This window comes from Martinezella sp. CNPSo 3964 (assembly GCF_057784375.1).
Genome location: NZ_JBXSOW010000002.1, coordinates 724,322 through 748,919, shown reverse-complemented (window position 1 = coordinate 748,919; position 24,598 = coordinate 724,322). Strand labels below are relative to the sequence as shown.

The window sequence follows — 24,598 nt, the reverse complement described above, 5'->3', positions numbered from 1 at the left end:
CGCGGCTGCCCTCACTCTTGCATAAACGGGGGAAAAATAGCGTGACAAAAGCCATAGCGCTGCTGCTCCTGCTCGCCATGGCGGTGCATATCATCAAGCCCTTGGGGCTGCCGGGCCTGAAGCGCAGGGCAGATTTCTGGAAGATCGCGATCTTCGCCTTTGCGATCTGGACGGTGGCACTGCTGATCAACGAGGCGTTTTAGCGCATTTCAGGCCGGGATTCGGGCTCCTGGCCAATCGCACGCCGCTCCCTTAGAGCAGGATCTCGCCGCGCATGACCGAGACGCAGCTGCCTGACAGCAAGACTTCATTTACCGTGCCAGCAGATTTCCTGGCATCAACGCCGATGACGCTGCGTCTTCCCATCTCCACGCCCTGCTCGATGGTGATTTTTATTTCCGCATCCCGTGCCGGCAGCAGCGAAGTCAGATAGGCGCCGAGTGCGGCCGATGCGCTGCCGGTCGCCGGGTCTTCCGTCACATTGTCGAGCGGGGCAAACATGCGGGCACGGATAGCCCACGGGTTTTTGGAGGAACGCACGTAGAGAAAGAGCGAGAAGCCGGTCTTGTCTTCCTTGTGCCGCGCGGCTGCCTCGGCAAAGACGGCCGCATTCGGCCATGCCTTGCCAAGCGTTTCGAGGCTGTCCAGTTCCGCAAAGGCGAAGGGCAGACCGACGGACGCGAAGACTGGCGCGTGGGTCGTGTGGCGGATCGATTGCGGATCGATCTGCACGCAAGCGGCAATCAGCTCGTCAGCAACGGTTTCGCCGATCGTGAGCTTGCCCGGCGCGCGAATGCTTGCGCCTGAGACATCGCCGGCATTACGCAACAAAGTGACCTCCACGAGCCCGGCTTCCTCTTCGAAGATCAGCCTGTCGCCTGTCGGTTTTCCGAAGATCGCTTGCTGCTGGCCGAGAACGAAAGCGGTGCCGACATTGGGATGACCGGCAAACGGGATTTCGGCCGTGGGCGTGAAGATGCGAACACGTGCCGTGTGGCTGGGATTTTCCGGCGGTAGCACGAAAGTCGTTTCCGAATAGCAGAACTCGGTCGCGATCTTCTGCATCGCATCGCTGCTCAGGCCGCGCGCATCCGGGATGACCGCCAGCGGATTGCCGACGAAGCGTTCGGACGTGAAGACGTCGACGGTGACATAGGCAACGGTGTTCATGGCAGCCCCCAGAGCTTCGGTAGATCTGCAAGGATTTAGCCGTTGCTCGGCCAAGCCTGAAAGCTGGAACTTGTGCCCGTGACAAGTTCACTGGAGCAATTCCAGTAAAAGTGCGCAGCGGTTTTCCGTCCGGAATTGCGTAAAAGCAAAAGGCTATAGCGACCTTTTCAGGAGAGGCGCCCTTCACCCCCGACTTGCAAGTTTGCGGCGTGGATGAAGATCGCGTCAATTGCTCTGGAACTGCTTGAGCACGCTGGACCAGAGCTCGACCAGTTCTGCACTGCCTGTGTCGCCGGGCTTCGCACGCACTGCGGTGTGGACGAGAACCAGATGCGTTGTCGGATCGACAAGGATGCGCTGGCCTGCCCGACCATCCAGAAAGAACGTTCGGCGAGGACCGGGCATGAGCCAGGTCTGATAGCCATAGCCCCATGGGTTCGTCTCGTGATTGACCGCAAGGAACGAGCCTTGCTTGACCGGCTGCGTCGCATCCAGCAGCCATTGGCGCGGGATGATCTGCCGGCCGTTCAAGGCGCCATAATGGGCAAGCAGCATGCCAAAGCGGGCGTAGTCCCGAAGCGTCGCACTGAAGCAGCAGTAGCCGACTTCCTGGCCCGTTTTGTCGACCTGCCAGTTCGCGCTGGCTTCAGCGCCCATCGGCTGCCATATGCGGGTCTGAAGGTAGTCCGCCATGCTCATATGGGTGGCGTGGGTGAGGACGAGGCTCAGGCCCTCGGTGTCGAGATTGCTGTAGTGCCAGACTGTATCCGGAGGGGCGACCCGCTTGTTGAACCGTGATACGGCCGTAATGGGGTCGAGCTTTTCCGGACCGAGCAATGAGTTGCTGAGATGAACATTGTCGTCTGGATTGCCGAAATTTTCGGTGAAGGCGATGCCGGAGGCCATATGCAGCAAGGCGCGGATCGGCGTGCTGCCCATCTCGGTGCCCTTCAACTCGGGCACATAGGTCTGCACGGTATCGTCAATGGAGTGAATGGCACCCTCGGAAATCGCAATCCCGATCATCATGCCGGTCAATGTTTTCGCCATGGATTGCGAGACAAGGCGGTCGCGGTCGGTGCGGCCATATTGGTAATGCTCGAACAGGATCGTATCGTTGTGGGCAATCAGCAATCCCGTGGTGGGATTGGTGTCGAGATACTTCGACAAGGAGGCGGTTTCGGTGCCGAAGGTGAACTTGACCGAAATCTCGGATGCGGCGCGTAAGAGCGGCAGTGGATGTTCGGCGGCGGCGATGGTGTGCGTTGGCGCAAGCTTATCGGCGTGACTGAAGTTGCCGATCATGTTGCGTTGCTCGCCGAGCGGCAGACCAACGGGATAGCCGAGTTTCTCACCATACGCCTCTGCGTCTGGTCCGGTCGGGGAAAAGACGGGAACGGCCGTCTGCAACTGTTGGGCGCGAGCAATGTCTATTTGAGCAACTAAGACTACGGCAAGAACAGCAACAAAACTGCGCCAAGCAAGCATATGGCAACCCCTCTATTCGGCCCCTTTATTATAAGTGGGGCAACCTAGTGCCGTGCTTTCGTAACATCCATTTGACATGGTTTGTTTTCCGATATCACAGCAAACCTATTCTTGCCATTGTTGCAGTTTTGACTTGCTCTGTCCTGAACGCTCCGCTGGCTATTGCCGCAAAGCAAAAGCCCCGATCGCATCGCGACCGGGGCTTTTGATTCATTCAAATACTGGCTTGATTACTTACCGGCCTGCAGAACGGCGACGCCCGGCAGGACCTTGCCTTCCATCCATTCGAGGAATGCGCCGCCAGCCGTCGAGACATAGGTGAAGTCGTCGGCAACGCCGGCGTGGTTGAGCGCCGAAACCGTATCGCCGCCGCCGGCGACCGAGGTCAGCTTGCCGGCCTTCGTGCATTCGGCGGCATATTTGGCAACCGCGACGGTCGCCGCGTCGAAGGGGGCGATTTCGAAGGCGCCGAGCGGGCCGTTCCAGACCAGCGTCGTGGCGCGACCGATCCAGCTGTTGATCGCTTCGACCGACTTCGGGCCGACATCAAGCACCATGGCATCGGCGGGGATTGCTTCAATCGCGACCACTTCATTATCGGCGCCAGCCTTGAATTCACGGGCGACGACACCGTCTTCCGGAAGCACGATGGCGCAGCCGGCGGTGGCAGCTTCGATCATGATCTGCTTGGCGGTATCGGCCAGATCATGCTCGCAGAGCGACTTGCCGACATTGGTGCCGCGAGCGGCGAGGAAGGTATTGGCCATGCCACCGCCGATGACAAGCGCATCGACCTTCTTCACGAGATTCATCAGAAGGTCGATCTTGGTGGAAACCTTGGCGCCGCCGACGATGGCGACGACCGGACGGACCGGATTGCCGAGGCCCTTTTCCAGGGCCTCAAGCTCGGCCTGCATCGTGCGGCCAGCATAGGCCGGCAGCAACTGGGCAAGGCCTTCTGTGGAGGAGTGGGCGCGATGGGCGGCCGAGAAGGCGTCGTTGACATAGACGTCGCCATTGGCGGCGAGCGCCTTGGTGAAGGCTGCGTCGTTTTTCTCTTCTTCCTTATGGAAGCGGGTGTTTTCAAGCAGCAGGATGTCGCCATTGTTCATCTTGGCAACAGCGTCGGCTGCCGGGGCGCCGATGCAATCGGACGCGAACAGAACGGCGTGATCCAGCACTTCCTCGACGGCCGGCACGATGAGGCCGAGGGAAAGATCCGGCGAAGGGCCATCCTTCGGGCGGCCGAAATGGGCGAGCAGGATGACCTTGGCGCCCTTTTCCGACAATTCGAGAATCGTCGGGGCGACACGTTCGATGCGGGTCGCATCGGTGACCTTGCCATCCTTGACCGGCACGTTGAGGTCGACGCGCACGAGCACGCGCTTGCCGGTGATGTCGGTGAGATCGTCGAGAGTTTTGAAGGCTGCCATGGGAGGATCCAATATTGTTGGTGGCGAAAAGCGCGCCGACCATACTACGGATGATCGGAGACGCAAGAACCGTTCGGCGTTTCATGGGATCGCTGAACGGTTCTATCTCCTTAGTTTTTTGCAATTTTGAACGGAAAACCGCTGCACAGTTTTCCTGGAATTGCTCAAGCGGTTCAGGCGTCGTTTTTGCCTGTACTCGAATCGTCTGAAACAGCTTCATTCGCGCGCTCGCGCCGCTTCTGCAGATAGGCGCGGATGCTGTTCAGAATATCATGGAAATTGATGAAGATCGGCATGATGGCGGGCGGTTCCACCGCTTCGAGCGACATGCCGACCGATTGGATATGATCGTTCTCGTCGAGATCCCTGACGATGAGTATGATCTCGCCGAGACGAACACGGTCCGCATAGTCGGCCTTGCCGCCGAGACGATGGCGCATGAGCTCCGCGATAGTAAGGCCCTTTTCCTGCTCGCTCAAAAGCCCCGGTCCGTAAGCCGCATCGAGATCTGCGGCCGGGCGCAGCGGGGAGATCGAGAAGGCGCCGAAGAATTCGGCGTCCTCGGGATCGACCGGTGCGCGGCTGGCGAAAAGGCGGTCGAGCAGGCGCGAGTAGTTGGGAGAGACGAAAAGATAGACGATATCGCTTTCGCGCAGGCGGCCGGCATATTGATAGCGCATGGATTTGCCGTCGCGCACGATGAGCGATGGGGTCGCCCAGCGCGGGATGCGCTCGCCGCGAAGGACGGGGCTGTCTTTCACGACACGATAGGAGAGGAGTTCGTGGTTGACCGTGCCGGGCAGGTCGACCTCGACCTTGTCGATTGCTCCCATGCGCGGGGGAACGATGAGGCCAAGCCGGCGCGCCATCGGCTTGATGGTCCAGCCCTGGACGAGCAGCGATACCAGCACGACGATGAAGGCGACGTTGAAATAGGTCTGACCCGCCTGCAGGCCGCCGAGGATCGGCATGATCGCCAGAAGAATGGAGACTGCGCCGCGCAGGCCCACCCATGAGACGAAGCCGGTCTCGCGCTGGGTATAGTCGAAAGGCAGCAGGCAGAGCCAGACGGCGATCGGGCGGGCAATGAAGATCAGGAACAGCGCCAGCGCCACGGCAGGGATGGCGATTGCCGGAAATTCCGATGGGGTCGCTAGCAGGCCGAGAACAAGAAACATGATGATCTGTGCGAGCCAGGTCATGCCGTCCTGGAAACGCTTGATCGAGGCGGATGCCGGCAGCTTGCGATTGCCGGCATAGATGCCGGCGACATAGACGGCCAGGAAGCCGCTGCCGCCGACGGCGCCGGTAAAGGAGAAGACGAGCAGCGCCAGCGCCAGCACGAAGATGGGGGTCAGGCCACGATCGGTTTCCAGGCGGCTGATGATGAGGACGATCATCATGCCGCCGAGCAGGCCGAGGATGACGCCAAGCCCCATCTGCTGGACGAAGGTTGCGAGCATGGCGAGGTTGATGCCGGCGTAGCCTTCGCCACTTGCGAGCAGCTCGACTAAGGCAAGCGTCAGGAAGATCGCCATCGGGTCGTTGGTGCCGGATTCGACTTCCAGCGTCGAGCGCACCTTGTCACGGATATTGATGCCGCCGATGCGCAGCAGGAAGAAGACGGCGGCCGCATCCGTCGAGGCAACGATGGAACCGAGCAGCAGGCCTTGCAGCCAGGTGAAGCCGAGCAGCCAGGTGGTGGCGAGGCCGAACAATGCGGCGGTTACGATGACGCCAACGGAAGCGATGGTCAGCGCCGGCGCTGCGGCGAGCTTGAAGGCCTGGATCGGCGTGCCGTAACCGGAGTCAAAAAGAATGATGGCAAGCGCCAGAGAGCCGAGGATATAGGCGAGATAATTATTGGAGAACTCGATGCCGAGCCCGTCCGTACCGGCGGCAAGGCCGATCATCAGGAAGAGCAGCAGCAAGGGGGCGCCGAAACGGAAGGCGAGGAGGCTGGAGAAGGCCGCAATGAGAATGAGAACCGTGCTGATCAGCACGATGACGTAAAATGCCTCCACCTTGTCTTCCCCTTTCCGTGCGCCACTGCTGGGGCCAAAAGCCCGGAATGCCGGAGGTCTTCCCAGTTTCCATCATGTCGCCGTGCCTGGCAAATTGGCAAACACGGAATTCGTTCGGAGGAGAGTTCATGGATCGAAACTCTTTCCGACGACTGCATCGTCATGATGTGATGCGCCTTGCCAGAACGGCAAAGCGGCTCGAAACGCCCTAGGAGACTTCCAGCTTCGAAATTTACTGGTAAATCTGGACCATAGCAGGGCAGGGGATGAAAAATCGAAATGTTTTTAAGAGGATGCGTGAGCGCGCCTTGTCGGCCGCTCAGACGGCTGTGCGCCTGAAATAGATCGGATAATCGATCACCAGCCCATCCTCGTCGACCGGAAGATCGACAGTGAAATTCCTGTCTTCGGCGGCGTAGCGATAAAGTTTTTCCGGCACGATGCAGGTATAGTGCTGGCCGTCGCGCATCGGCTCGAAGGTGTCGAACGGGATATAGAGCATGGAGAGCCTGGCTGTCCCGCTTTCCGGCGTCATGTCAAGCCGACGGATCGGCAGGCTGTTGGTGAAGGGCGAGCCATAGAGATCGATATCGACGCAGCCGTCGAATTGCGTCAGCGCCGCGCCATCCTCGGTGCGCCAATGTCCCTTGCCGTCCGAGATCAGCGCCAGACGGCGGCCATCGGTGGTTTCGACGGAGAAGGAAAGAACGGCCCAATCGGCGGCGCAGTCGATGCGGTAGGAGACGCCATAGGGCGTGCCGCCACGGCCACCAATGACAATGCCGGCGGCGCGGATAACCGCAGCGCCGGCATTGTCGATAGGAGCGATCGTCAGGTGCTCCAGCCCGTCTCCTTCCATGGGACGCCAGCGGACTGTCGTCGGAAGGAGCGGGCGGAAGGCCATGATCAGATCAGCTTTGCGAAGGCGACGGCCGTGTCGGACATGCGGCTGGAGAAGCCCCACTCGTTGTCGTACCAGGACAGGACGCGCACGAAGTTGCCTTCCATGACCTTGGTCTGGTCGGTCGCGAAGATCGACGAGTGGCTGTCATGGTTGAAGTCGCGGGAAACCAGCGGCTCGTCGGTGTAGCCGAGGATGCCCTTCAGCTTGCCATTCGATGCAGCCTTGATGGCTTCGTTGATTTCGCCGACCGTCGTTGCCTTCTTGGACACGAACTTGAAGTCGACGACCGAGACGTTCGGCGTGGGAACGCGGATCGACGTGCCGTCGAGCTTGCCCTTCAGGTGCGGCAGCACGAGACCAACGGCCTTGGCGGCGCCCGTCGAGGTCGGGATCATGGACAGGGCTGCGGCGCGTGCGCGGTACAGGTCCTTGTGCATGGTGTCGAGCGTCGGCTGGTCACCAGTGTAGGAATGGATCGTCGTCATGAAGCCGTGGTCGATGCCGACGGCGTCGTCGAGTACCTTCACGACCGGCACCAGGCAGTTCGTGGTGCAGGAGGCGTTGGAGATGACCAGATGCTCCTTGGTGAGCTGGTCGTGGTTGACGCCGAAAACGACGGTGAGGTCGGCGCCGTCAGCAGGAGCCGAAACGATGACGCGCTTGGCGCCGGCCGTCAGATGCGCGGCGGCCTTGTCGCGGGCGGTGAAGATGCCCGTGCATTCCATCGCGATGTCGACGCCGAGATCGCGGTGCGGCAGGGTTGCCGGGTCCTTGATCGCCGTGACCTTGATCGGCTTGCCGCCGCCAACGATGATCGTGTCGCCTTCGACCTTCACGTCGGCGGGGAATTTGCCGTGGATGGAGTCGTAACGCAGCAGGTGTGCGTTGGTTTCAACCGGGCCGAGGTCGTTGATGGCAACGACTTCGATATCGGTGCGGCCGGATTCGACGATTGCGCGCAGAACGTTACGGCCGATACGGCCAAAGCCATTGATGGCAACTTTTACAGTCATGAATGTCACTCCCTTTCACTCAGGGTGTTTATCTATTGGATTTGAGAGCGCTTGTCAGCGCCCTCAGGAAAGCTTTGCTTCAGCGGCGGCGACAACGGCTTCCGTCGTGATGCCGAAGTGCTTGTAAACGTCCTTGTACGGAGCGGAAGCGCCGAAGCCCTTCATGCCGATGAAGGCGCCTTCCGGTCCGATGAAGGCATCCCAGCCTTCGCGAACGCCGGCTTCGACGGCGACCTTGACCGGCGAGTTACCGATGACTTCCTTGCGGTAGGCGTCCGGCTGCTCGAAGAAGAGCTCGGTGCAGGGAACGGAAACGACGCGCGTGGAGACGCCCTTGCCTTCAAGAGCCGTGCGGGCGGCAACGGCAAGCTCGACTTCCGAACCGGAAGCGAAGATCGTCACCTTGGCGTCGGCATTGCCGGCCAGCGTGTAGGCGCCGAGTTCGCAGAGGTTCTTCTCGCTGTACTCGGTACGAGCGGCCAGCAGGTTCTGACGGGTCAGCGCGAGGCCGGACGGGCGGTTGGTCGTCTTGATGGCGATCTGCCAGCACTCGGCCGTTTCCGTTGCGTCCGCCGGGCGGAAGAGCTGGAAGTTCGGGATGGCGCGCAAGCTTGCGACCTGCTCGACCGGCTGGTGGGTCGGGCCGTCTTCGCCGACGCCGATGGAATCATGCGTCAGGACGTGGATGGCGCGGATGCCCATCAGGGCGGCGAGGCGGAGCGGCGGACGGCAATAATCCGAGAAGATCAGGAAGCCGCCGCTATAGGGGATGAGACCGCCGTGCAGGGAAATGCCGTTCATCGCGGCAGCCATGCCGTGTTCGCGGATGCCCCAGTGCATGTAACGGCCGGAGAAATCGGTCGGGGTGATCGACTTCATCTGGCTGGTCTTGGTGTTGTTCGACGGCGTCAAGTCGGCGGAGCCGCCGATCGTTTCCGGAATGAAGCCGTTGATGACTTCGAGCGCGTCTTCCGATGCCTTACGGGTTGCGACCGTCGGCTTGGTTTCGGCGAGCTTCTTCTTGTAGTCGCTGATGGCGGCGTCGAAACCGGCCGGCAGCTTGTGATCGAAGCGGCGGGTGAATTCGGCCTTCTTGGCAGCGTCGGCTGCGGCAAGGCGGCCTTCCCAGGCTTCGCGAGTGCCGACGGAGCGTTCGCCGGCAGCGCGCCATTCACCGAGGACGTCGTTCGGGATGACGAAGGGCTCGTAAGGCCAGTTGAGCGCAACGCGGGTGGCGGCAATTTCCTCGGCGCCGAGCGGCGAGCCGTGGACCTTGTGCGTGCCCTGCTTGTTCGGAGCGCCGAAGCCGATGATCGTCTTGCAGGCGATGAGCGTCGGGCGGTCGGACTTGTGAGCGGCTTCGATGGCAGCGCTGATGGCGGCCTGGTCGTGACCGTCGACTTCGATCGTGTTCCAGTGAACGGCCTTGAAGCGCATGATCTGGTCGGTCGAATCCGAGAGAGAGACGGCGCCGTCGATGGTGATGGAGTTGTTGTCCCAGAACAGGATCAGCTTGTTGAGCTTGAGATGGCCGGCCAGCGCGATGGCTTCATGGCTGATGCCTTCCATCAGGCAGCCGTCGCCGCACATGGCGTAGGTGTAGTGATCCTGAAGCTCCGAACCGAATTCTTCGCGCAGCTTGCGCTCGGCGATCGCCATGCCGACGGCATTGGCAATGCCCTGGCCAAGCGGGCCGGTGGTGGTTTCGATGCCGGTGGCGTGACCGTATTCCGGGTGACCGGCGGTCTTGGAGCCGAGCTGGCGGAAGCGCGTCAGCTCTTCGACCGTCATGTCCGGATAGCCGGTGAGATAGAGAACCGAGTAAAGCAGCATCGAGCCGTGGCCGGCCGACAGGACGAAACGGTCACGGTCCGGCCAAAGCGGGTTCTTCGGATCGAAGCGCAGATATTTGCTAAAGAGAACGGTGGCGACATCAGCCATCCCCATCGGCAAACCGGGGTGACCGGAATTGGCCTTCTCGACAGCATCCATGGCAAGGAAACGGATCGCATTTGCCATCCGGTCGTGTTGTTCGCGAGAGTTCATGGGTTTTTCCGCAGTTTTCCGGGTTCGGGGGATGGCCACACGCCTGGGAGGGAGGGCCATCGGTTGAAAGGCGGGTGAAGGGGAGGCGCTCTTTCGAACGCCATTTTCAACGTCGCCTCAGGCGGTCGAGACATAGCAGTTGGGGCGAGCAAGTCAATAAATCGAGGACCCAATCCGGCCCTCTCGGGGCAATTTTTTGACATTTGCCCGTTCACTTTTACAAAAGACGACAATCATGCGACAAGGCCTGTGTAGGCGGCAAAGGCGGCATTCATCCACAGAATAGGGGGGCTGCCACATGACAGCCTTTATTGACGTGCTGTTGCCGAGTTGAATATTGTTGCGAAATCAGACAAGTGGCCGGATGTTTTGATTCGGGCCTTGCGCGGAGATGCGAAGGGTATGACACCTTCAGGCAAAACGGTGGACGCGGCGCTCGCCCAATTGCGCCAGGCGCTTTCGACTTTGGAAAGCGCGGTTGACGGACGGTTCGAGCGGGAACGGGCGCAGAGCGATGTAGAAGGCGAGGTCCGCAGGGTTCACGCCGACCGGTCTCGCCTTGCCCAGGAGTTGGACCAGGCCGAGTTCCGGGCGAACCGGCTCGAGGAGGTCAATCGCGAAGTGTCGCGCCGGCTTGTCACGGCGATGGAAACCATAAGAGCCGTGCTGGACCGCTGATCCCTCGGGAGGCAGCCGTCGCAGTACGGCAATGATCGGAAAGTCGAATGGCACAAGTAACGGTAACGATCGACGGCAAAGCATACCGGATGGCCTGCGAAGAGGGCCAGGAAGACCATCTGACGGATCTTGCCAATCGCTTCGACCGTTATGTCATGCACTTGAAGAGCCAGTTCGGCGAAATCGGTGATCTGCGGGTGACCGTCATGGCCGGCATCATGATCATGGACGAGGTAAGCGAATTGACGCGGCGAGTGTCTTCGCTGGAGGCCGAGCTGGAGACCCTGGCCAGCAGCCGGGATACGACCGTAGCTGCCAATGCGCGGGCCGAGGAGACGCTGGCAAGCGTCATCGATGAGGTGACGACGCGTATTCACGGCATTACCGAGAAGCTTCTGGAGCGGCCGGGCGTCGAGCAGGCCTAAAGCGCTCGCGGCCTACAGCCTCGCTTCTTGCGCTTTAGATTTTTGATTTTGCGTATGTCGTTATCGCAAAATCGCTGCACAGTTTTGCGCGACGTGCTTTGAGTTTATTTCTGCGGATGTCGGCTACCGGCCTCTGGTACAAGACCCGAAACCTCTTTATATAGTTCAAGCGGTCTGCGCTTCCCGACAGGAACCACAATCCCTGGGGCCATACTCGATCCAAAGGGAGCTGTCCCTGACCAGGCCCGTGGGCCTGGACACACGGTGCCCACCTACGTTTGTAGGCACCCAGGATCGTAAACATCCATCGGTCGTCGTGGATCGCTCTTAAATCTTCCCAGCCGATGGCCAAGGAAGGCGCCGCGCAGTTCTTTCGCCGCGCTGACGCCACTCCTCCTCCCCTTAACTTTTCGATCGCAAATAGGCACCACGCTCGAGTTCGGCGCGGTTGGTCGCGCTGCGCAGACGCAGCAGATCCTTGCGGGCGATGAGGCCGACGAGGCGGCCGGTCTGCGGTTCAACGACGGGAACGCGTCCCGTATCGGCATGGATCATGATATCGGCGACGCGACCGACGGTGTCCTCCGCATGGGCGACCGGCAGCGACGTATCCGAGATCACATCATAGAGCGACTGATCCATGAGTTCAGGCTCGCTCTGCCAGCGCAGGGCGTCGGCGCGCGAGATCATGCCCACGAGGCGGTCATTCTCTCCGACGACGGGATAGAAGCGATGCGCATCCGGCTGCTCCGTCATCTGCGTCAGTGCTTCCGACAGGCGCATGGATGCGGGGAGGGTATCCACCTTGGCGATCATGATGTCGCGGGCGCGCGTCAGCTCGAACGGGTCTATGCCGTATTCGCGGGTAATGTGCTGGCCGCGCCGCGCGATCTTTTCCGTCAGAATTGATCGTTTCAGCAGCAGGACGGTGACGGCATAGGCCGCGACCGTTGCGGCGAGCAGGGGCACCAGCGCGCTCGTATCCCCCGTCAGCTCGACGGCGAAGAAGGTGCCCGTCAGCGGCGCACGCATCGTGCCGCCCATCATGGCAGCCATGCCGAGCATCGCCCAGAAGCCGGGGTCACCGGGCAGGACGAGGCCGACGAGCCAACCCAGCGCACCGCCAAGGATGAGCAGCGGCGCCAGAACGCCGCCCGAGGTGCCAGAGGATAGTGCCACCAGCCAGATGCCCGCCTTGACCAGCAGGATTGCCAGGACGGCACCGATGGCGATGCGGCTGTGCAGGAGATCGGCGATGATGTCGTAGCCGACGCCAAGGGCGCGCGGCTCGATCAAGCCGCCAAGCCCGACGATAAGACCGCCGAGCGCCGGCCACCACATCCAGTGAATCGGCAGCTTCTCGAAGGCATCCTCGATCTTATAGAGCAGCGTTGTCAGCAGGCCGGATTGCAAGCCGGAGACAATGCCGAGGCCGGCGGCGAGCACGATGCCCCACCAGGAGAGCGACATGTCGAAATGGGCGGGGAAGAGCGCGCCGCTGCCGATCAGGAACGGCCGCCAGACGACTGAGACGCAGGCTGCGACGGCGACGGGAATGAAGCTGCGCGGCTTCCATTCGAAGAGCAGCAATTCAACGGCAAGCATGACGGCCGCGATCGGTGTGCCGAACACCGCCGTCATGCCGGCGGCAGCGCCGGCAACCAGCAGCGTCTTTCTCTCGGCGGCACTCATATGAAAGAACTGCGCAAAGAGCGAACCGATGGCGCCGCCCGTCATGATGATCGGACCTTCCGCACCGAAGGGGCCGCCGGAGCCGATCGAGATTGCCGATGACAGGGGTTTCAGCACCGCTACCTTCGGCGACATGCGGCTGCCGCCGATCAGGATCGCCTCGATGGCCTCGGGAATACCGTGGCCGCGGATCTTTTCCGAGCCGTACCGCGCCATGAGACCGATGACGAGACCGCCGAGAATGGGGGCAGCCACCATCCAGGGCGAACGCGCCACCATGGCGAAGGAGAGCGGCTCGGTGCTGATCTTGAATAGCCAGACGGCGTTGCTGACGAGCGCGATGAGATTGATGAGCACCCAGGCGGCGAATGCGCCGCCGGTGCCGACGACGAGCGCCATGGCAATCAGTACCAGGACGCGCTTGTCCGTGGTGAAATCGCCATTGTCCTTGCGGGAGGCCCCGCCGGAAAAATCGTGGCCGTGACTTTGTGAGGTGGGTATGTCCTGCATGGGAGGCCTTCTGTGCCAGAGCGCTTTCGCTTTTCTTCGAACGGCGAAAGCGCTCCATCTTCCTGTTTTACGCATTCCGGACGGAAAACCGCTGCGCACTTTTCCTGGAAATGCTCTAAGCGCGCGGCCGCCCTTCAGCCGCTCTCCGCTTCGAGATGGCAAATATATCGTAATGCGATATAAATCAACTGAGCGTATCAGGATCTTTCGGATTCGCTTCCGGCGCTTTAGGTCCTTGATCTTGAGCCTGTCGTTGCCGCAAAACCGCTGAAGATTTTGCGCGACATGCTTTAGGACCGCGAACCGCGGCAATGAGGATAATTTGATGGTGCGACGTTTGGACGAAACCCTTTCTCAGGCGGATTATGAAGCGCTGGCGACGTTGCGCTATACGCTGCGCAAATTCATGGATTTCAGTACCTCGGCGGCGCATGAGGCGGGCCTGCCGCCGCAGCAGCATCAGGCGCTGCTTGCCATCAAGGGAAACGGTGCCGGTGAGGCGATGACGATCGGCATGCTCGCGGAAAAGCTGCTGATCGCCCCGCATACGGCAACGGAACTTGTGGGACGGTTGATTGACGGCGGCTATGTCACCCGCCACCCCGATCCCACGGACAAACGCCGCCAGACGCTGCAATTGACGGAAAAGTCCGAAGAGGTTCTTCAAACGCTGAGCTCGATCCATCTGGTCGAAATCCGAGAAATGGCTCCCAAGCTGATCGAGATCCTCACGCAGCTTCAGGCTGGTGTCCGCAATGATTGAGAGCGCCATTGCCTGATGATACCGGCAATGGCGCGGGGATTATTGACCCAGGCGGATACCGCCGTCGCAGATCAGCGTATGGCCGCTGGTGAAGCCGTTGCCGATCAGGAAGGCGATGGCTTCGGCGATCTCCAGCGGGCTGCCGACGCGGCCGACTGGCGTGCGTGCCGCGAAGCTGGCGAAGGTCAGCTCCTTCTGTTCTTCGTTTAGGAAATCCCACCAGGGCGTGTCGACGACGCCTGGGGAGACACAGTTCACCCGGATGGGCTCGAGTTCCACGGCGAGGATCGGTGCCAAGGCGGCAATGGCGGCATTGATGGCTCCGAGCCCAGCGGTTCCGGGCATGGCCGCCTGCGCCGAGACGGCGGAGACGAAGGTGATGCTGCCCTGTTTCGAAAGATGAGGAAGGCAAGCCTGCGCACAGGCGAAATGCGCCATCGTCTTCTGTTCGAAACCTTTTCTGACATCGGCAAGATCGACGGAGGCAAAGGGGCCAGCCCCGTTTCCACCGCCCAATGCCAGGACGAGATGATCGAGGGGACCGATTGCCTGGAAGGCGGCGGGAAGACCCGTGAGGTCGGCTGCATCCATGGTGCTTGTGGCAACATCGCCCTTCAGGCCCTGCGTTGCTGTTTGCAGTTTCGTGGTGTTGCGGCCTGTGATCGTGACCCGATATCCTTTTTCGAGAAGATGGGCTGCGGTTGCAAGGCCGATGCCGGATGAGCCACCGACAATAACGACGTGTTGAGACGACACGAGTGTCTCCTTTCATGAGACCTAGGGAGTGGTGGGAAGGTTGTGGTTCAAGCCAGGTCGGTGAGGCTGCGGCTGAGCTTTCGCAGCTCGTGGCGAGCAGTCAGGTCATAGGCTTGCGCACTGGCGCGGGAGGGGCGCAATCCGTCGAAATAGAGGCCTGTACGCCCCTTCAGATCACGGCCTGCCGCAAGGTTGAGGATCGCATCGGCGCCTTGTTCGACGGTACTTATCGGTGCAACGCCTGCCTGGCGCACCATGGTCGTATCCATATAGGTCGCCGGATGCAGGCAGTTGGCTGTGACGCCGGAGCCGGCAAGTTCCTCTGCAAGATCGAAGGTCAACATGATCTGCGCCAGCTTGCTCTGGCAGTAGGCACGTACGCCGCTATAGCCGCGCGTCAGCATGACGTCGGAGAAGTCGATGGGCTGCTGACCGGCGGAGGATACATTGACGATGCGGGCAGGGTGGCCAGTCTTCAAGAATGGCAGAAGACGGCGCGTCAGCAGGAAGCCGGCGAGATAATTCACCGCAAAGCGCAGCTCGTATCCGTCCTGGCTCACCTGGCGCCCGGCGCCGTCGCTGGTGCCGATGCCTGCATTGTTGATCAGACCATCGAGGCGGTCATAGTCGCGTTCGATGGTATCTGCCAAGATCCGGACCTCGTTCAGTGACGAGAGATCGCTGATATGGATGGCCGCTTTGCCGCCCGCACCGCGAATCCCGGAAGCGACTTCTTCTGCGCGTGCCACGTTGCGGCCATGTATCAGCACAGTGGCACCGGCAGCGGCCAGCCTTTCCGCAACCCGGCGACCGACTCCGTCCGTCGAGCCCGTGATCAGGATCGTCTTGGCGCTCATGTCCATCATTACTGCCTCCATAATGTCTTCGATTTGATATTTGGCAGCTTGCGGCAAGGGTAAACAGTTCTGACTTTATCCTGGTATCAATACTGCTATGATGAACAATGACCATCAATCAGAGTCAAACCATTCTCGAAGCCAGACGTCGCGAGTTTGGCGCCTTCCTGCGCTCTCGTCGGGAAAAGCTGACGCCTGCAGGCGTTGGACTTCCGGAAGGATTTCGCCGGCGCACGCCGGGGCTCAGGCGCGAGGAGGTGGCGCTTCTGGCCGGTGTCGGCACTACCTGGTACACATGGCTGGAACAGGGCAGGGATGTCCGCCCCTCCGCAGAGGTTCTATCGGCGCTCGCCGACGCGCTGCGCCTCGATCCGGCCGAACGCCGGCATCTCTTTACGCTGAGCGACCGGCCGTCTGCGGAAGTTCCGTCGCGCGGACCTGAGGATGTGCCGGATGCTCTGCGGCGCATGCTTGCGAGCCTTACAGGCCAGCCTGCCTATGTTCTCGGCCGGCGTTGGGACGTGCTGGCCTGGAATGCCGCTGCGGTCGCGCTTTTCGGCGATTATGCCCTGCTGCAGGGCGATGCGCGCAACAGCGTCCATCGGGTATTCACCGATCCGGCTCATCGGCAGCTTCTCGTCGATTGGGAGATCGTGGCGGCGAATTCGCTGGCGATGTTTCGCGCGGACAGTGCTCGTTACGCCGGCGATCCCGATTTCGAGCGGCTGATCACCACCTTGACGCAGGCAAGCCCCGAGTTTCGCGCGTGGTGGCCGAGGCAGGATGTGCTGCGGCCGCTGACAGGTCACAAGCGTCTGCGCCATCCGGAAGGCGGGTTGATGACATTCGAATATACCGCGCTTGCCGTCATGGATCGCGCCGACATGAAGCTGGTGGTCTATACGCCGCTTGACGAGGACGGGACGAACGACCGGCTGAAGAGACTGTTGAGCCGAACTGGTGCTGCCTAAATCCGGGTTCCTTCGGCGGCACTCCTCCCTTTCTTCTTAATCCCCCAGATCCTTTTTCAACTGATCGAGGATGGAGAGGGCATGGCCGGCATAGGCGCTGATCCAGCGATCATGGATCTGCTTGATCGGCAAGCTGTTCAGATGGTTCCAGCGCTCGCGTCCTTCCTTTTTGGCGATCACGAGATCGGCATCTTCCAGCACTTTCAGATGCTGCATCACGGTGCAGCGATCCATATCGGTGAATGCCTCGCAGAGCATGCCGGTGGTTCGCGGCGCATCCCTGAGCATATCGAGTATTTCGCGCCGGCGACGATGCGCAAGGGCCTTGAAAATCAGGTCGCTATCCGATTCGTTTGACATGTTATATTTTTATAACATAATGGAGCTGCTCGCAATGGAGCGATAACGACAAACGGACAACGGAGGAGATGCCATGACATTGAATGTTCGGATTTCAGGACGGATCGGCCGCCAGGTCGGTGAAGTCTTCGATGCTGTCGTCAATCCGAAGAAGCTCTCGAGCTATTTCACGACAGTCGGCGGCGCCAGCGCGCCGCTCGTGGCGGGAACGACGGTCATCTGGTGGAAGAACGCTCCCGTCGAGGTCAATGAGGTCGAGGACAACAAGCGCATCGTCTTTCACTGGGAGGGCGGCACGGGCGAGGATGGCGTCCGCTACAGAACGAAGGTCGAGATGACGTTCGACGCCTTGGACGATGGCGGTACGCTCGTCATCATCGAGGAAACCGGCTGGCGCGAAGACGAGGCCGGTCGCCGCGGCACCTATCTGAATTGCGAGGGCTGGACGCAGATGCTCTGCTGCATGAAGGCTTTCGTCGAATACGGCATCAACCTGCGCGAAGGGTTCTTCCTGAGCGAAATGCGCGGAGAGCCGGCGGAGGCGCCGGATCGCTAAGTTCCGGCAAGCCGTATCGACGGTCATCGCCTTCCTGATCCCCTTTCTGGCCATCGGTCAGCGGCCCGGTGCTGATTTCGGCGCCGGGCCTGACTGTTTCCAGCTTCAGTGGATTCCCTATATTCAGGCTCATCGAGCCTGCGCTCAAGGAAATCGGTTGATGCGGTGAGATGGATATCCATCTCACGTTGTAGTAGGCTTTGGGCAATCGGAAGAAGAGCGGCTTCCGTGCCTGGGGCGTTGAAGATGGGATGGAAAGATCACTTTTGTGTGTGGATAAGCTCAAAAGCCGGGTGAATGACAAAATCCTTTAAATAATAACAGATTCATTGCTGGCGGGACGGGGCCTGCGCCAAAATTGCCAAAATTCAGAATGATGGGAGCGCGCGTCACAACGGGCCTGTCGAAAGAAGTGTATACGGCAACTCGAAGACGCGTCGTCGATATTACTGGATATCCGAACAGTCGGAGCCGGCGAAGATCACTATGAACAGGTAGAGCATGTCGAGCCCAATCGATCTGGAAAATGCCGATGAGGAATTGGAAGAACGTGGCGGTATCGTCGGTCTGCTGAACCGCTATCGGGCGCTGATCGTCGCTCTCCTGACCGTCGCCGTCTTCTGCATAGCCGCCTATGCGATCTACGATCTGACCACGGAAGTGCGTTATGACGACGTCGTCCACGCCTTGACGACGACGAAGATCTCTTCGGTGCTGCTTGCACTGCTGTTTACCGGCCTGAGCTTCGCCTCGCTGATCTTCTATGACCAGAATGCGCTCGAATATATCGGCAAGCGGCTGCCGTTTCCGCATGTGGCGCTGACTTCCTTCAGTGCCTACGCTGTCGGCAACACGGCCGGTTTCGGCGCGCTCAGCGCCGGCGCGATCCGCTATCGCGCCTATACCCGGCTCGGGCTGTCGCCCGACGACATCACCCGCGTCATCGCTTTCGTCACGCTTGCCTTTGGCCTGGGGCTGGCGGCCGTCGGCGCTATCGCGCTTCTGGTCATCGCCGACGAGATCGGCCCGCTGATCGATGTTGACGGCCTGTGGTTGCGGCTGATCGCCATCGTCATTCTTGCAGCGCTTGCTTTCGTCGTCTATGCCGGCCGCAACGGCCGTGAGGTGCGCATCGGGCCAGTCGAAGTTCGGCTGCCGGATTCGCGCACCTGGTCGCGGCAGTTCCTGGTCACCGCATTCGATATCGCAGCCTCTGCCTCCGTGCTCTATGTGCTGCTGCCGGAAACCTCGATCGGATGGCCGGGCTTCTTCGCCATCTATGCGATCGCCGTCGGCCTTGGCGTGCTCAGCCATGTTCCGGCAGGCTTCGGCATCTTCGAGACGATCATCATCGCCTGGCTCGGCAGCTCGGTGAATGAAGACGCCGTTCTGAGCTCTCTGGTCCTTTATCGCGTCATTTACAACGTCATCCCGCTCGTTATCGCGATCGCCGCGATCTCGGTGGCGGAGCTGCGTCGTTTCGTCGATCATCCGGTCGCCTCGAGCATGCGCCGCATCGGCGCCCGCGTCATGCCGCAGCTGCTCTCGGCCTTCGCATTGCTCCTCGGCATGATGCTGGTCTTCTCGAGTGTGACGCCGACGCCGGATCAGAACCTGATCGTGCTGTCCGATTATCTGCCGCTATCGCTGGTCGAAAGTGCGCATTTTCTCTCCAGCCTTCTTGGGCTGGCGATCATCGTGGCCGCGCGCGGCCTTAGCCAGCGCCTGGACGGCGCCTGGTGGGTATCGAGCTTTTCGGCACTGCTCGCCCTGTTCCTGTCGCTGCTGAAGGCCATCGCCATCGTCGAGGCCGGACTGCTGGCTTTCTTCGTCTTCAGCCTCGTCGTCAGCCGCCGCCTGTTCAAGCGACCGGCCTCGTTGCTCAACCAGACGCTGACGGCCGGATGGCTGACGGCCATTGCCGTCATCTGCATCGGCGCGATCGTAGTGCTGTTCTTCGTCTATCGCGATGTCGGATACAGCAATCAGCTGTGGTGGCAGTTCGAATTCGCCGACGAGGCGCCGCGCGGACTTCGCGCGGCCCTTGGCATTTCCATCCTGTCTTCGGCGATCGCGATCTTCAGCCTTCTGCGCCCGGCGACGAAACGCCTGGAGCCGGTATCCGACGATGCGGTGACACGCGCCGTCGAAATCGTCCGCAAGCAGGGCATCGCCGACGCCAATCTGGTGCGCATGGGCGATAAGAACATCATGTTCTCGGAAAAGGGCGACGCCTTTATCATGTACGGCAAGCAGGGCCGCTCGTGGATCGCCTTGTTCGACCCCGTCGGCCCGCGTCAGGCGCTGCCCGATCTGATCTGGCGTTTTGTCGAGGCTGCGCGTGCGGCGGGTTGCCGCTCCGTGTTTTACCAGATCTCGCCCGCACTTCTGTCCTATTGTGCCGATGCGGGCCTGCGTGCCTACAAGCTCGGCGAACTGGCCGTGGTCAATCTTGCCAATTTCGAGCTCAAGGGCGGAAAATGGGCCAACCTCAGACAGACGGCCAGCCGCGCGGTTCGCGATGGACTAGAATTTGCCGTTATCGAACCCCAAGATATACCTGAAGTCATGGATCAGCTTGCCCATGTGTCCGACACATGGCTTGCCGATCACAATGCCAAGGAAAAGAGCTTCTCGCTTGGCGCGTTCGATCCGGACTACGTGTGCTCGCAGCCGATCGGCGTGTTGAAAAAGGATGGTAATATCGTCGCTTTTGCGAATATCCTGATGACGGAGACCAAGGAGGAGGGGTCCGTCGACCTGATGCGTTTTTCGCCCGATGCCCCGAAGGGTTCGATGGATTTTCTGTTCGTGCAGATCCTCGAATACCTAAAGGGCCAGGGCTTTCAGCGTTTCAACCTTGGCATGGCACCGCTATCGGGCATGTCGAGACGGGAATCGGCGCCGGTTTGGGACAGGGTCGGTGGGACTGTCTTCGAGCATGGCGAGCGCTTCTATAATTTCAAAGGGCTTCGTGCCTTCAAATCCAAGTTCCATCCCGAATGGCAGCCGCGCTACCTGGCTGTTTCGGGAGGTGTAAGTCCAATGATCGCGTTGATGGATGCCACATTCCTCATCGGGGGCGGACTTAAGGGGGTCGTGAGGAAATGATCTTGAAATACGCAATGTCATTGGCTTTCGCATGCATGCTGTCGGTGGGCCTGCTGGTGTCGGGTCCGGCACGGGCGGAAGCCGACGATGCCAAATACGATCTGGGCATGATCCCGGCGCCGCACATCATGCGCCCGCAGGGAAAAGTGACAAGCGAAGTCGTACTGATTTCCGATCTTGCTGGCTGGGGCGACAAGGAAAAGGCGGTTGCCGACAAGCTGGTCGCCAACGGTTCGCTTGTGATCGGCATCGATTATCCCTCCTTCCTGGCTTCGCTCAACAAATACGATGTCAAGCAGAATGACGGCTGCATCTATATCGTTTCGGATCTGGAATCGCTCAGCCAGCAGGTGCAGCGTTCCTTTGCCGACAGCACCTATCAGCTGCCCATCATCGCCGGTGTCGGTGCCGGCGGCGCCATGGCGCTGACGATTGCCGCCCAGACCCCGGATGCGACGGTCGCGGGTACGCTGGCCGTCGATCCGACCGCCGGCATCGGGCTGAAGCAGGAACTCTGCACGCCGGCCGAGAAGAAGACCGATGGCGACATGGTCTCCTTCGGCCTGCAGGAAGGCGCCTTGCCGAACCCGATCCTCGTCACCTTCACGGCCAATGCGCCGAAGGATGGACGCGACCACGTCGAGGAGATCCAGAAGGACCATCCCGAAGTCCAGACCACGGATTCGGACAATGCCGACACCTATGCGACGCTTGAGGCATCGCTCGCAGACCTGATGAAGACTATCGACAGCTCCAAGTCGCCGCTTGGGCTGCCCGTCGACATCATGGAGACGACGCCGACCGAGGATACGCTTGCGATCGTCTATTCGGGTGACGGCGGCTGGCGCGACATCGACAAGGAAGTCGGCAGCTATCTGCAGGACCAGGGCATTCCGGTCGTGGGCGTCGATACGCTGCATTATTTCTGGACCGAGAAGGATCCTCAGCAGACTGCAAACGACCTCGGCCGGATCATCGACTTCTACACCAAGCGCTTCAAGGTCAAGCATGTGGTGCTGGTTGGCTATTCTTTTGGCGCCGATGTGCTGCCGGCGAGCTACAATCGCCTGCCGCAGTCTGAAAAAGACAAGATCGTGCAGATGTCGCTGCTGTCGCTGTCGCAGAAGGTCGACTACGTGATCTCGGTCATGGGCTGGCTCGGCGCTTCGAGCGAGGGTAAGGGCGGCGATCCCGTTAACGACCTGAAGTCGATCAATCCGAAGATGGTGCAATGCGTCTATGGCAAGGACGATGACGAGGATGTCGCATGCCCGCTGCTGAAGGGCACGGGAGCCGAAGTCATTGCCATGGATGGCGGCCACCATTTCGACGACGACTATGAGGCGTTGGCGAACCATATCATCAATGGCCTGAAGAGCCGCCTCGGCGAATAATTGCAAGTGGCGCGCGGCACATTGCTGCCGCGCGTCGTTCATCCCCTGCCATCGGCGCAATGTCTTTTCCCCGCAGTCAAACTCAGCATTCGTTTGCTTCTTGTCGCAGCTGCCGCTAGTCGGGGGAGGACTCGCATCGTGAGGCTGCGTTTTGCGGCTGATCACCGTCTATCCAGAAAGGTTCTTCCTTGTCCGCTGCATCGTCTTCTGCCTTCACCAAGACCTATTCCGGCTTCCTGTTCGACATGGATGGCACGATCATCAATTCGATCGCCGCCGCCGAGCGTGTCTGGGGCAACTGGGCGCGCGCTCAGGGTCTTGATGTCGAGAAGTTCATGCCGACCATGCATGGCAAGCGCGGTGTGGATACGATCGGCCAGTTGAATCTGCCTGGCGTCGATCCGGTCGCGGAGGCGCTGAAGATCACCGAAGCCGAGATTGCCGATGTCGAGGGCGTGATCGCGCTGCCGGGTGCTGCCGACTTCCTTGCTTCGCTGCCGCCGGAGCGCTGGGCGGTCGTCACGTCGTCACCCTATCGGCTGGCGCTAGCGCGGCTGGACGCTGCCGGGATCCCGGTGCCGCGTTTCATCGTCACAGCCGAGGACGTCAAGGTCGGCAAGCCTGATCCGCAGGGCTATATCCTCGGCGCGCAGCGCCTCGGCCTCAGCCCTTCGGAATGCCTGGTGTTTGAAGACGTCATGGCTGGTGTCAAGGCGGGCGAGGCGGCCGGTGCCGATGTGGTGGTCATCACCGCGACGCATTCGCATCCGGTCGAGACCAATCATACGACGCTGCAGAATTATGAAAACGTTCGCGCGCATGTGGATGGCAACGGAAAATTGTCGATCGCCCACAAAGGCTGATAGGGCTGGCTCCTTTCTGCGACGATCATATGTCGCTTTCGCGCTTTGCAATGGGCTGCCGGCTCATTATGTTTTCGTGAGATTGTAAATTTTCGCGAAGATCCGATGACCCCCAAAGAGCTGAAAGCCCGATATCGCAATGACTGCCTGGCGGCGCGTGATGCCATTCCGGCGGTAGACCGCATCGAAAAGGGCCTCGCCATGGTCACGCATGGCGGCGATACCATCGATATCAGGCCGGGAGACATCGTCTCCGGCTTCCTGCCGATCCGCTCCGAAGTGGACATAAGGCCGTTGATGGCGCGGCTGCGGGAGCGGGGTGCAAGGCTTTGCGTGCCCATCATCCTCGATCGCAGCACGATCGTCTTCCGGGAACTCGTTGCGGGGGCGCCATTGGTTCCGGTCGGATTTGGGACTTCTGGCCCGGGGCCTGAAGCGGCCGTGCTCGATCCCGATATCATGCTCGTGCCGCTTTCGGCCTTCGATAGAAGTGGCCATCGCATCGGCTACGGCGCCGGCCATTATGACCGCGCGATCGAGCGATTGCAGCAAAAAGGCCTGAATCCGCGGCTGATCGGCATTGCATTCGATTGCCAAGAAGTGCCATCAGTACCCGCTGAGCCGCATGATGTCCGTCTTGACGCGATTTTGACCGAGAGCGGACTCAATTTCGTTTCGGAAGTGATTGGATAGCGAATGCGGCTGCTTTTTCTGGGTGACATGGTCGGCAAGACGGGACGGACCGCGGTATGGGACCGCCTGCCGGGGCTGGTGTCCGACCTCAAGCTCGATTTCGTCATCGTCAACGGCGAGAATGCTGCCGGCGGTTTCGGCATTACCGAAGATATCTTCCTCGAGACGATCAATGCCGGCGCCGATGTCGTGACGACGGGCAATCATGTCTGGGATCAGAAGGAAGCCGTCGTTTTCTGCGAGCGCCACGACCAGTTCCTGCGCCCCGCGAATTATCCGGCCGGCACGCCCGGCCGTGGATCCGGCCTTTACTATGCACGCAACGGTGCCCGCGTCCTCGTGGCCAACATCATGGGCCGCGTCTTCATGCATCCGGAGCTCGACGATCCCTTCAAGTCGGCCGAAGCCATCCTCGATGCCTGCCCGCTGAAGGAGCAGGCCGATGCGATCGTCTTCGATTTCCATGCGGAAGCGACCAGCGAAAAGCAGTGCTTCGGTCATTTCGTCGATGGTCGCGCGAGCTTCGTCGTCGGCACGCATACGCATGTGCCGACCGCCGACGCGCAGATCCTGAATGGCGGCACGGCCTATATGTCGGATGCCGGCATGTGCGGCGATTATGATTCTTCGCTCGGCATGGAGAAGGAGGAGCCGCTCAACCGGTTCATTTCGAAAATGCCGAAGGGACGCTTTGAGGCCGCTTCCGGTCCGGCCACCATCTGCGGCGTCGGCGTCGAGATTTCCGACGCGACGGGCCTGGCCGAAAAGATCGCGCCGCTGCGGCTCGGACCGCGCCTTGCAGAAACCATTCCGGACTTCTGGCGCTGATCGCTGCACGATAATTCATCATCGCCGTATGATGACGCGATTGTGAGCAATCGCGTTTGATTG

The 24,598-nt window shown here is 60.6% G+C and carries 22 protein-coding genes and 1 other RNA gene; 12 read left to right on the top strand and 11 right to left on the bottom strand.

The features are described from left to right. Window positions 1-41: 41 nt before the first annotated feature. The gene (locus tag AC13Q5_RS10255) at window positions 42-203 is read left to right on the top strand and encodes a hypothetical protein (protein ID WP_167459809.1); all 162 of its coding nucleotides are present in this window, start codon (window positions 42-44) and stop codon (window positions 201-203) included. 49 nt (window positions 204-252) lie between these two features. Here the strand turns inward: AC13Q5_RS10255 and AC13Q5_RS10250 are convergent, their stop codons facing one another. From AC13Q5_RS10250 to tkt, 7 genes are all read right to left on the bottom strand, one after another. Beyond that, window positions 253-1,170, bottom strand: coding sequence for a PhzF family phenazine biosynthesis protein (locus tag AC13Q5_RS10250; protein ID WP_488501594.1), 918 nt, complete (start codon window positions 1,168-1,170; stop codon window positions 253-255). A 225-nt stretch (window positions 1,171-1,395) separates the two neighbouring features. Further along, on the bottom strand, window positions 1,396-2,658 hold the full coding sequence (locus AC13Q5_RS10245; RefSeq protein ID WP_488501593.1) for a serine hydrolase domain-containing protein: 1,263 nt from the start codon (window positions 2,656-2,658) through the stop codon (window positions 1,396-1,398). Window positions 2,659-2,888: 230 nt separating this feature from the next. Next, a complete protein-coding gene (locus AC13Q5_RS10240; protein ID WP_457878015.1) occupies window positions 2,889-4,091 on the bottom strand; it encodes a phosphoglycerate kinase in 1,203 nt (400 codons plus the stop codon). A gap of 173 nt (window positions 4,092-4,264) precedes the next feature. Then, the gene (locus AC13Q5_RS10235; RefSeq protein WP_488501592.1) at window positions 4,265-6,115 is read right to left on the bottom strand and encodes a potassium/proton antiporter; all 1,851 of its coding nucleotides are present in this window, start codon (window positions 6,113-6,115) and stop codon (window positions 4,265-4,267) included. A gap of 319 nt (window positions 6,116-6,434) precedes the next feature. Continuing rightward, window positions 6,435-7,019: a putative glycolipid-binding domain-containing protein gene (locus AC13Q5_RS10230; RefSeq protein WP_488501591.1), complete on the bottom strand. Its 585-nt coding sequence runs from the start codon at window positions 7,017-7,019 to the stop codon at window positions 6,435-6,437. Window positions 7,020-7,021: 2 nt separating this feature from the next. Next, window positions 7,022-8,032, bottom strand: coding sequence for a type I glyceraldehyde-3-phosphate dehydrogenase (gap, locus tag AC13Q5_RS10225; protein ID WP_047629093.1), 1,011 nt, complete (start codon window positions 8,030-8,032; stop codon window positions 7,022-7,024). Between the two features lie 63 nt (window positions 8,033-8,095). Then, the gene (gene tkt / locus AC13Q5_RS10220) at window positions 8,096-10,078 is read right to left on the bottom strand and encodes a transketolase (RefSeq protein WP_488501590.1); all 1,983 of its coding nucleotides are present in this window, start codon (window positions 10,076-10,078) and stop codon (window positions 8,096-8,098) included. Window positions 10,079-10,480: 402 nt separating this feature from the next. Here tkt and AC13Q5_RS10215 point away from each other — a divergent pair, with 402 nt between their 5' ends. From AC13Q5_RS10215 to ssrS, 3 genes are all read left to right on the top strand, one after another. Next, window positions 10,481-10,756 (top strand): DUF4164 domain-containing protein, encoded by a 276-nt coding sequence (locus AC13Q5_RS10215; protein ID WP_488501589.1) that lies wholly within the window; start codon window positions 10,481-10,483, stop codon window positions 10,754-10,756. A 47-nt stretch (window positions 10,757-10,803) separates the two neighbouring features. Further along, the gene (locus tag AC13Q5_RS10210; RefSeq protein WP_075851572.1) at window positions 10,804-11,181 is read left to right on the top strand and encodes a cell division protein ZapA; all 378 of its coding nucleotides are present in this window, start codon (window positions 10,804-10,806) and stop codon (window positions 11,179-11,181) included. A 168-nt stretch (window positions 11,182-11,349) separates the two neighbouring features. Then, window positions 11,350-11,508: non-coding RNA, 6S RNA (ssrS, locus tag AC13Q5_RS10205), on the top strand. A gap of 75 nt (window positions 11,509-11,583) precedes the next feature. Here ssrS and AC13Q5_RS10200 read toward each other — a convergent pair. After that, entirely contained in the window at window positions 11,584-13,383 is a 1,800-nt protein-coding gene (locus AC13Q5_RS10200) for a chloride channel protein (RefSeq protein WP_488501588.1), read from the bottom strand. 325 nt (window positions 13,384-13,708) lie between these two features. On the opposite strand from AC13Q5_RS10200, the gene AC13Q5_RS10195 reads away from it, so the two are divergent. Further along, a complete protein-coding gene (locus AC13Q5_RS10195; RefSeq protein WP_083961270.1) occupies window positions 13,709-14,146 on the top strand; it encodes a MarR family winged helix-turn-helix transcriptional regulator in 438 nt (145 codons plus the stop codon). A 39-nt stretch (window positions 14,147-14,185) separates the two neighbouring features. Here AC13Q5_RS10195 and AC13Q5_RS10190 read toward each other — a convergent pair whose 3' ends face one another. After that, the gene (locus tag AC13Q5_RS10190) at window positions 14,186-14,902 is read right to left on the bottom strand and encodes an SDR family oxidoreductase (protein ID WP_488501587.1); all 717 of its coding nucleotides are present in this window, start codon (window positions 14,900-14,902) and stop codon (window positions 14,186-14,188) included. A gap of 47 nt (window positions 14,903-14,949) precedes the next feature. Then, entirely contained in the window at window positions 14,950-15,765 is an 816-nt protein-coding gene (locus AC13Q5_RS10185; protein WP_488501634.1) for an SDR family oxidoreductase, read from the bottom strand. A gap of 101 nt (window positions 15,766-15,866) precedes the next feature. Here AC13Q5_RS10185 and AC13Q5_RS10180 point away from each other — a divergent pair, with 101 nt between their 5' ends. Then, the gene (locus AC13Q5_RS10180) at window positions 15,867-16,730 is read left to right on the top strand and encodes a helix-turn-helix transcriptional regulator (RefSeq protein WP_488501586.1); all 864 of its coding nucleotides are present in this window, start codon (window positions 15,867-15,869) and stop codon (window positions 16,728-16,730) included. A 36-nt stretch (window positions 16,731-16,766) separates the two neighbouring features. Here the strand turns inward: AC13Q5_RS10180 and AC13Q5_RS10175 are convergent, their stop codons facing one another. Next, a complete protein-coding gene (locus AC13Q5_RS10175; RefSeq protein WP_488501585.1) occupies window positions 16,767-17,090 on the bottom strand; it encodes an ArsR/SmtB family transcription factor in 324 nt (107 codons plus the stop codon). A gap of 73 nt (window positions 17,091-17,163) precedes the next feature. Between AC13Q5_RS10175 and AC13Q5_RS10170 the strand changes: the two genes are divergently transcribed. From AC13Q5_RS10170 to AC13Q5_RS10145, 6 genes are all read left to right on the top strand, one after another. Continuing rightward, window positions 17,164-17,646 carry an SRPBCC domain-containing protein gene (locus AC13Q5_RS10170; protein ID WP_075851567.1) on the top strand — a complete coding sequence of 161 codons (483 nt, stop codon included), beginning with the start codon at window positions 17,164-17,166 and terminating at the stop codon, window positions 17,644-17,646. Window positions 17,647-18,147: 501 nt separating this feature from the next. Next, window positions 18,148-20,757, top strand: coding sequence for a bifunctional lysylphosphatidylglycerol flippase/synthetase MprF (mprF, locus tag AC13Q5_RS10165; RefSeq protein WP_457878006.1), 2,610 nt, complete (start codon window positions 18,148-18,150; stop codon window positions 20,755-20,757). Then, complete coding sequence (locus tag AC13Q5_RS10160; protein ID WP_488501584.1) at window positions 20,754-22,151, top strand: virulence factor; 1,398 nt, start codon at window positions 20,754-20,756, stop codon at window positions 22,149-22,151. The genes mprF and AC13Q5_RS10160 overlap by 4 nt, the downstream gene beginning before the upstream one ends. A gap of 188 nt (window positions 22,152-22,339) precedes the next feature. Then, entirely contained in the window at window positions 22,340-23,014 is a 675-nt protein-coding gene (locus AC13Q5_RS10155; RefSeq protein ID WP_488501583.1) for an HAD family hydrolase, read from the top strand. Between the two features lie 105 nt (window positions 23,015-23,119). Continuing rightward, window positions 23,120-23,707, top strand: coding sequence for a 5-formyltetrahydrofolate cyclo-ligase (locus AC13Q5_RS10150; protein ID WP_488501582.1), 588 nt, complete (start codon window positions 23,120-23,122; stop codon window positions 23,705-23,707). 3 nt (window positions 23,708-23,710) lie between these two features. Next, window positions 23,711-24,535: a TIGR00282 family metallophosphoesterase gene (locus AC13Q5_RS10145; protein ID WP_472515763.1), complete on the top strand. Its 825-nt coding sequence runs from the start codon at window positions 23,711-23,713 to the stop codon at window positions 24,533-24,535. The last annotated feature ends 63 nt before the right edge of the window (window positions 24,536-24,598 follow it).